The following is an 8,485-nucleotide window of genomic DNA, read 5'->3' on the forward strand; positions in this document are numbered from 1 at the left end:
GTCCACGGCGCCAGGCGACTCCGCAATTGTTAGCGGCGGCGGATCCGGCTGGCAAAGGTGTGACCTACTACGCGACACCCCAAGGAACGAGGTCCAGACCACAACCCAAATGCCCGAAATGCCCCCATAGGCGGGCCGCCACCCCACTACCCCACCTCGTAGGTGACCCAGCTCTCATGGGCGGCCTCACATCCGGCACCCGATTCACCCACCCGACGTGATCGCACGCTCACGCAAGGGGGTACGTAGAGCCGCGACCCCCTGGAGAGAGGACAGGATGTGCCGAGCGACCGTCCGGGGCAGGGCTTGCGGGTGCGGCCGACGCCGTCCTGGTTCACGGCCGGGTTCAGCGTGGGGCTGGGGCTGACGCTGGCCTATACGGTCCTCGAGACCGTCCTGCGCATCAGCGGCATCCTCACCCTTCTCCTCCTCTCCCTCTTCTCTGCGATCAGCATGGAACCCGTGGTCGCCTGGATGACCAGGCGGCGGATCCGCCGGGGCTGGGCGGTCGCCGTCGCCGTTGCCGGGCTGCTGGGGCTGCTGGCGGGGTTCCTCGCGCTGGTGATCCCGCCCGTGACCGAGGAGGCCTCGGCGCTCGTCGACGCGGTGCCGAAGTGGGTGGACCAGCTGCACGACCACCGCTCCTTCCTCGGGCGCCTGGAAACGCGCTACCACCTGCTGGACCGGGCCCGCAAGGAATTCGGCCCCCACCTCGGCACGACGGTGGTGGGCGGGCTGCTGGGCGCCGGGCACCTCGTCGTCAGCGCGGTGACGGGGGCGGGGCTGGTCGTCGTCCTGACCATCTACTTCATGGTCGGGATGGAGCAGCTGAAGCGATTCGCCTACCGCTTCGTCCCGCTCAGCCGCAGGGCGGCCGTGGTGGAGCTGACCGAGGAGATCCTGCTGAGGGTCGGCCGGTACATGCTCGGCAACGTCGTCACGTCCGTCATCGCCGGTCTCGCCACCTTCGCCTGGTGCGCCGGGCTGGATGTGCCCTACCCGGCCGCGCTCGGCGTCTTCGTCGCCCTGATGGACATGATCCCGATCGTGGGGTCGACCATCGGCGGGGTGGTCGTCAGCCTCGTCGCCCTGGCGGTGTCCTTTCCCGTCGCCCTGGGCACCGCGGGCTTCTACATCGCCTTCCGGCTGGCCGAGGACTACCTGATCATGCCCAAGGCGATGAGTTTCGCCGTCAATGTCCACCCCATCGTGACGGTCGTCGCCGTCGTGGTCGGCGGAGCGCTGCTGGGCATCGTCGGGGCGCTCATCGCCATCCCCGTCGCCGTGGGCATCGGCATCGTGCTCGACGACTCGGTCTTTCCCCGCATCGACCGCGCCTGACCGCACCGCCCGGCCATCAGCCACCGGTCGCCGGTCGCCCGTTCGCCCGCCCGGTTCCGCCGGGTGGCGGGCATGGCGGCGGGGGCGGCGGTCCCGGGTGGTGTAAGCAGGAGCCATGCACCTTCGGCGACCACCCGGGACGCCCCGATCGCCGGGGCGGCCGAGCCGGACGCTGGTCGCCGTACCGCTCCTCGTCATCGTGGCCGTCACCGTCGTCGACGTCCTCGCCCCGCCCGAGGTGCACCTCGGCCCCTTCCTCGTCGCCGCCCCCGCCATCACGGCGTCCTTCGCCGGCCCCCGGCTGACCGGGGCCATCGGCGTGATCGCCGTCCTGGCCCAGTCGGTCGTCGCCGTCATCCGCACCAGCCTCACCGACCTCAACCACACCCTCCAGATCAGCGCCCTGATCCTGATCTCGGCGATCGTCACCCTCTTCGCCCACCGCCGCGAGCGGCACGAGAAGGAGATGACGCAGCTCAGATCGGTCGCCGAGGCGACCCAGGGCGTGGTGATGCGGCCGTTGCCCCGGCGGGTCGGCCCGCTGCGCATCGGGTCCGTGTATCTCGCGGCCGAGGCGGAGGCCCGGATCGGCGGCGATCTGTACGCCGTGGCGCGCACGGCGCGGGGCACCCGGCTCGTCATCGGGGACGTGCGCGGCAAGGGCCTGGAGGCCATCGGTGACGCCGCGCTCGTGCTCGGCGCCTTCCGGGCCGCCGCGCACCGGCAGGCCGAGCTGCCGGTGCTGGTCGCCGACCTCGAAGGCGCGCTCTCCTCCGGGCTGAGCGACCCGGGCGTGGCGCGCGAGGAGCGGCCGCACCGGGAGGAGGCGTTCGTCACCGCGGCCGTGCTGGACGTGCCCGACGCCGATCCGGTCCTGCGCATGGTCAGCTGCGGACATCCCCCTCCCCTGCTGCTGCGCGACAGCCGGGTCATCGCGCTGGAGGTGGAGCAGCCCGGGCTGCCGCTGGGGCTCATCGAGTTCTCCCGCACCGGCTTCGCCGTGGAGTCCTTCGCCTTCGGGCCCGGCGATCTCGTCCTGCTGTACACGGACGGCGTCGTCGAGGCGCGTGACGCCACCGGCCGGTTCTATCCGCTGGCCGAGCGCCTGGCGTCCTGGCCGGGCGGCAAGCCCGAGGCGCTCCTGCGGTACCTGTGCGAGGACCTGCTCGCCCACTCCGGGGGCTCACTCGGCGACGACGCCGCCCTGGTCGCCGTCCAGCGCCTGACGACCGACGGTACGGCCGCCGCGGGCTCCCCGGCGGCGTGATCGCCCGGGATCGTCGTACGGCCGGAGGCGACGCGACGAGGCCTGAGGCGACGCGCCCCTAACCCCGCATACGGTGTGCCATGTCCTCCCAGAAGCCGTGGAGTTCGGGAGCGCCCATACCGACCCAGTCCGGTGTCCTGCGGTGGGTCAGCCTCGGTAGGCGGCGGAGGCGTCCGGGCAGCAGGGCCTGCTGCTGGCGGCAGAAGGGCTCGCGGATCTCCGCGCGGGACCGGGTCCCCCGGGGTGGGTAGGGGCAGAACTGGAACGGGCAGTTGGCCAGGCAGGTGCTGCCCGGTACCGGCGGGCCCGAGGTGCCGGCCTTGAGTTCCGGGCACAGTGCCCTGCGATCGGTGGTGATGCAGGGGGGCAGCGGCATGGCCGGCTGCTGGGAGCGGTTCAGCCGGTCCTCGACCTCGTCCGGCTGCCCGTCGCGCTCGATGAGGTTGAGCATGACCAGCACATCGGCGACGAGGCACTGGGCCCGCGCGTCGAGGGTGCTCCAGCCGACCGAGGGCGGGATCCACAGGTGGTGCTTGCGGTAGGACTGTGACCCTCCGGCCCGGGAGCCGATGGTGTCGGCGACGCCCTTCTCGTCGATCCAGAGGTAGCGTTCCGGCCGCCTGGTCTCCAGGGCGAGGGCCACCAGGTCGCCCGTCTCCGCGACGAACGGGTGCAGGGGAAGCCGGGCCGCTCTCCGCCCAGTGGGCTTGCCGGCCGCCGCCGCGTGGTCCGTGCCGGCCATGGCCAGCCAGCGTCGTACGGTCTGCACGGCCGTCGTGGGGCGGGTGCCGTCGGGGGACGACGTACCGGGGGCGGCACGGCCCCCGTCCCGGCGCGGATCGCGGAAGGCGTTCCCCCGGTGGCGGGCGGCGCTGTCGGGGAGCTCCCAGAGGCACAGTGCCTGGAGCAGGCTGAGCTGTGCGTACCAGCACCGGGTCCGGCGGAGCATGGTCTCCGCCTGCCGGATGAGGTCCTTCCGCCCACCGGGATCGGTGTACAGGTGGCGTTTGCGGCGGTTGGCCGCGTATTTGAAGCCCTGGGCCAGCGCGCACTCCATCGACATCGGCAGATCAGGGACGCCTCGGGTGTACGCCGGGTCGAGGTGCCGCAGCCACACGTTCAGGCGGTTGCGGGCTTCTTCGCGCAGGTCCTCGCTCACGGAGCCGAGCAGCATGGGAAGCATCCAGCAGCGCATGACGAACTCTCGCCACCACTTCTCCCGTTGCTTGCGGTAGTTCTCGAGGATGTCCCGTCGCTCGCGGTTCAGTTCGTCGTCCCGGCCGTCCTCGGGGGAGCCCCGCGGGGACGCCGTCGTGGCCGAGGCGTTCTGCATCCTGCCTGCCCATTTGTCGAGCCGCTCCCTCTTCTCGGCCCTGAACTCCTCGATCTTCGCTTCGTACTCCTCGAGCGGGTCCCGGTTGATGTCCCCGATCCACTTGCGGATCACGCCGAACGCCAGATCGCCGCCGTTCCCGCATTCCTGCGCGACCGCGAGGCGGATGGAGTATGAGGTCTCGGCGACACCCAGTTCCAGCATCTGGAGATACAGCGGTGTGGTGTTGATGGTCCGGCCGGCCGTGCGCAGGGCCGCTCCCAGTTGTTTGACCGCGCGGAGTTTCGCCTCGTCGAGGGTCCGTCTGCCCCCTTTGACGCTGTGCCAGTCGTCCTTGAGAGCGGAGACGATCTCACTCAGCAACTCGGGCTGCTGCCGGACACATTCGATCTCCAGGGCGGCGGCGTAGAGGTCCAGCGCCTTGGGGTCGTCCCGCCGGTCCGCGGCCTGGAGCAGCCGCCGGGTCAGGGACCGGCCGGTCAGCGGGGCCCGCCGCCACCATTGCCGGAGGTCCTCCTTGGCCGCGGCCACCACGCCGGGTGCCGGAGGCCCCGCGTCGGCCGCGCGCCGGCGGGAGAGCATCACCAGGGCGATGAGCAGCTCACGGCCGGGGCCGGGCGGCTGCAGCGCCCTTTCGACGAGCGCGTGTGCGGTGCCCTCCCCGAGGTGGTGGAGCATCCGGTGGCCGAAGTACGCCTGGAGGATGCTGTGGGGGAAACGGACCTTCTTCTCGAACCCCTCGACCAGGTCGAGGGCGTCCGCGTTGGCGACGCAACGGGCCAGTGCGGCGTGGCATTCGTCGACGGTCCCTTCGCACAGCCGCCGGCGTTCCCTGGTGCTGAGCCTGGCGCACAGTCCGTCCCAGATCTGCCGGCGGTGCCACTCGGTCAGGGCGTCGCCGCGTCGTCCGTGCGGGTCCGGGCCGGGTCTCATGGCCCAGACGTGCTCGGCCTCGACCGCCAGCGACTGTGTCCGGGTGGGGTGGAGACGCGCGCCCAGCAGGTCTTCGGTACGGACTTCCAGCTTGTCCTGGAGCAGTCCCACGCACGCCAGCGCCGAGACCACTTCGAGTGTGTCGCGACGGTCCTGTTCGCCCAGGACCACCCCGCTCCGCAGCCTGCCCCGCAGCAGCGCGTCGGCCCAGGTCTCCAGCAGCCACAGCCGGAGGGCGGAGCGGTCGCGGCTGCGGGTGTCGAGGCGTCGGCTGCCGGGTCGCGGCCGGTCGTGGTCGAGCGCGTCGTGCCTGTTCAGCTCCCGTGCGATCTGCAGGTAGATCGGCGACTCGGTCACCTCGGCCGTCTCGACGATCCAGTCGAGACGGCGCTCGTCCGCCTCCGGGGCGTCGGCCTCGACGAACTCGAGTGCCGCCTCCTCGCTCAGGGGTTCCAGTTCGATGATCGCGGCACGGGTCCCTTCCAGCGGGGTGTGCGGCCGGGTGGCGATGACCAGGGGGAGCTTCTCGTCGTCGGCCCGTTCGATGGCCCGGCGGATGATGTTGTCCCGGTCGTCCTGGAACTTCTCGCCCAGGATGGCTTCCTCCAGCCCGTCGGCGATGACGACCGGTTTGTCGTCCGCGAGCAGCTGCTGCCACACCCGTTCGGTTTTGGTGCGGGCGAGGATGCCCTGGGGGGCTTCCTCGCAGAAGCGGCGCTTGGCCATCTTCTCGAAGTTGAGGTCCGACTGGTCGGCGGCGTCCCGCAGCCGGATGGGCACGGGTACGGCGCCCTGCCGGGCCAGCAGCCCGGTGAGCTGTACCAGCACCGCGGTCTTCCCCGTGCCCACCCCGCCGACCAGCAGATACGGTCTGCGCGTGGCGCGGTCCCGCAGCCGCTGGGCGATGACCTGGGCGATCTCCTGCCGTCCGACGACCTCCGCGGTATCGGGCCCGGCGGTGAGGACCAGGTCCTGGGGGTTCTTGCGGGCCTTCGCGAGGTAGCGGCGTTTGGTCCAGCGGTACCACCAGAACAGGAAGACGGCGGTGACGAGTCCGGCGACGAGGAACGGGCCGACGAAGCGCATGAGCGCGTTGAAGCCCGCGTCGCCCTTCTGCCACTTCTCGAAGTCGGTCGTCGTGTGGCGGACGAGGATGAGGATCGCCTCGGTGGTCCAGACGACGACCACGAGCGCGGCGAGCAGGCAGAGGACGCGGATGAGATTGGTGTAGGAGCCCCAATGGCGCCATTTCCGGGGCCGGGTGGTGCCGCGCCGTGCCTCCCAACGGATCGTCAGCCGGTGCAGGAGGGAGAGGCCGGTCCATCTGCCGCGTGCCGCGGCCCGCCGCAGATGGAGGCTCGCCATGGGGGCGCTGCGCGGCCGTCGTTTGCCGGGCGGGCGCCGGATCACCTTCGTCATCGCCCTCCCTTCCTCCGAGACGCGCTCGGTACAGGAACGGGCGGCGTGTACGCCAACTGGTCGGTTCCCCGCGTACTTCCATCGAACCACGCGACCGACCGCGCGCAACCCGGTCGGCGTCTCCGTACGGTGGCGGCGACCCGTACCGATCGGAGCGCCGAGCAGCAGATGAGCACCCACCCCGCCGTCCCCCCTCGGGCCGTCTCGCGACAGCAGTTCGACACGCTCTTCGACGCGGTCCGCGCGTGGGGACGCTGGGAAGCGGCGCCCGACCGGGGGGCCTGGAACCGGGTGACCGACGAGCATGTGCGGCGGGCCGCGTCCCTGGTGCGGTCCGGGACCGTGGTGCCGATGGGGCGGCCGTGGGACACGGCGTCCGGGCCGGACAACGCCAGGCCCGCGCTGCACTACATGTCCGACCTCGGCGACGTCGAGGCCCCCGAGCCCGCCACCCACAAGGATTTCCTCGGCGCCGACTACCACGGCAAGAGCGTCAGTCATCTGGACGCGCTGTCGCATGTGGCCTACCGGGGGCGGCTCTACGACGGCGGTGCCGCCCGGGAGCTCGTCGGCGCGGGAGGCGCCCGGTTCGGCGGTGTCCCGGCGCTCGGTCCCCTGGTGACGAGGGGCGTCCTGCTGGATCTGCCCGCCGTCCGGGGACGCGCCTGGCTGGAGCCCGGGGAGGCCGTGGACGCGGCGGACCTCACCGCGGCCGAGGCGGCGCTCGGCGCGCGGTTCGGCGAGGGCGACGCGGTGCTGGTGCGCGTCGGCCGGTACCGCCGGCGCGCGGAGCTCGGTCCCTGGGACGCTGGCGCGGCCTGCGCGGGTCTCCACGTGGACGCCGTGCCCCTGCTGGCCGAGCGCGGCATCGCGCTGCTCGGCGGCGACGGCGACAGCGACGTACGGCCGTCGCCGGTGGAGGGTGTGCACTCCCCCGTGCACGCCCTCGCCATCGCCGCGATGGGGGTGCCGCTGCTGGACAACCTCGATCTGGAGGAGCTCGCGGCGGCCTGCGCGGCGGCGGGGCGGTATACGTTCCTGCTGGTGGTGGCGCCCCTGAACATCCCGGGCGGGACGGGCTCGCCCGTCAACCCGGTCGCGGTGCTCTGACACCCCGGTTCGGGGGGCGGCCACCCCGGTTCGGGGGGACGGCGGTCTACGGAACGTGGCGGCCGCCCACCTCTCCGTACCCGGATCCGCTGTCTGGACAAAGTTCTAAAATGGAACATCAGTGCACCGATGAGGGCGGTGATCCGGATGGGGCTCGTGGCGGACGACATCGGCCCCGTGCTCGCCCGGGACCAGTTCCTCCGCGGCGAGTCGGTCGAGGCGGCCGTGCGCGGCCCGATCCTGAACTCCTGGCAGCGTTCCGTGTCCCTGGGGCTCTCCCCGGACGGCTGCGAGCTCCCCTTCGTCCAGGACCTGGACCTCGACGGGCGGCTCGTCCGCGCGGCCGGGCCCGTCCTGGACCGGCTGCGGGAGCGGTTCGCGGGACGGAGCGTGAACGTGTCCCTGGCCGACGGGCGCGGGGCCGTGCTGCAACGCCGCTTCGGCCAGGACTCGATGGCCGCCCGGCTGCCCGCGATCCAGACCGTGCCGGGCTTCGTGTTCAACGAGAAGTTCGCGGGGACCAACGGCATCGGCCTGGCCCTGGCCGAGCGGCGGCTGATCCACGTCTACGGCGCCGAGCACTTCGCCGAACGCTCCCAGGCCAACGCGTGCTCCGCGATGCCCGTCCGGGACCCGCTCAGCGGGCGCATCGAGGGGGTGCTGTGCCTGGGCTATCCGCACACCGACGTGGACGTGGCCCTGGACATCGTCATGAGCAAGGCGGCGGGGGCCATCGAGCAGCGGCTGCTGGAGCAGAGTTCGGCGCGTGAACGCTCCCTGCTCCAGGCGTACCTCGACATCCGGCGCCGGTTGCCGGCCGCCGACGGCCTGCCGCTCCGGCCGGTCACGAGCGGGCTGGACTGGCGCGACCGGATGATCCTGGAGGAACGGGCCACCGAGCTGATCTCCGCCGCCCAGCGGGCCGCCGTCGAGGTGGCCCTGCCCAGCGGCCGGCGGGTCACCCTGGTGAGCCGTCCGGTGACGAGCGCCTCCGGTGTGGAGGGGGTCGTCGTCGAGGCGGTCGTGCCCACAGCGGACATGCGCCTCGCCGTCCCCACCGGGATCACCCCGCCCACCGAGGT

Annotated in this window: 4 protein-coding genes and 1 pseudogene; 4 read left to right on the forward strand and 1 reads right to left on the reverse strand. The window is 72.2% G+C overall.

From position 1 onward, the window contains the following. The first annotated feature begins 279 nt into the window (after positions 1-279). Positions 280-1,341, forward strand: a complete 1,062-nt coding sequence (locus tag K6I33_RS27140) for an AI-2E family transporter (protein ID WP_229357162.1) — start codon at positions 280-282, stop codon at positions 1,339-1,341. Positions 1,342-1,456: 115 nt separating this feature from the next. Beyond that, positions 1,457-2,608 (forward strand): PP2C family protein-serine/threonine phosphatase, encoded by a 1,152-nt coding sequence (locus K6I33_RS27145; RefSeq protein ID WP_229357163.1) that lies wholly within the window; start codon positions 1,457-1,459, stop codon positions 2,606-2,608. A gap of 58 nt (positions 2,609-2,666) precedes the next feature. Here K6I33_RS27145 and K6I33_RS27150 read toward each other — a convergent pair whose 3' ends face one another. Next, complete coding sequence (locus K6I33_RS27150) at positions 2,667-6,293, reverse strand: ATP-binding protein (RefSeq protein ID WP_229357164.1); 3,627 nt, start codon at positions 6,291-6,293, stop codon at positions 2,667-2,669. A gap of 168 nt (positions 6,294-6,461) precedes the next feature. On the opposite strand from K6I33_RS27150, the gene K6I33_RS27155 reads away from it, so the two are divergent. Together K6I33_RS27155 and K6I33_RS27160 are read left to right on the forward strand one after the other, a co-directional pair. Beyond that, entirely contained in the window at positions 6,462-7,403 is a 942-nt protein-coding gene (locus tag K6I33_RS27155) for a cyclase family protein (RefSeq protein ID WP_229357165.1), read from the forward strand. 129 nt (positions 7,404-7,532) lie between these two features. Then, a pseudogene (locus K6I33_RS27160) lies at positions 7,533-8,485 on the forward strand (protein phosphatase); the annotation flags it as partial.

This window comes from Streptomyces sp. UNOB3_S3, from assembly GCF_020740895.1.
Classification (GTDB): Bacteria; Actinomycetota; Actinomycetes; order Streptomycetales; family Streptomycetaceae; genus Streptomyces.

Excerpts from the sequence above, each read along its gene's own strand:
- K6I33_RS27145 (WP_229357163.1), top strand. The coding sequence starts at position 1,457 with ATGCACCTTCGGCGACCACCCGGGACGCCCCGATCGCCGGGGCGGCCG.
- K6I33_RS27155 (WP_229357165.1), top strand. The coding sequence starts at position 6,462 with ATGAGCACCCACCCCGCCGTCCCCCCTCGGGCCGTCTCGCGACAGCAG.
- K6I33_RS27150 (WP_229357164.1), bottom strand. The coding sequence starts at position 6,293 with ATGACGAAGGTGATCCGGCGCCCGCCCGGCAAACGACGGCCGCGCAGC.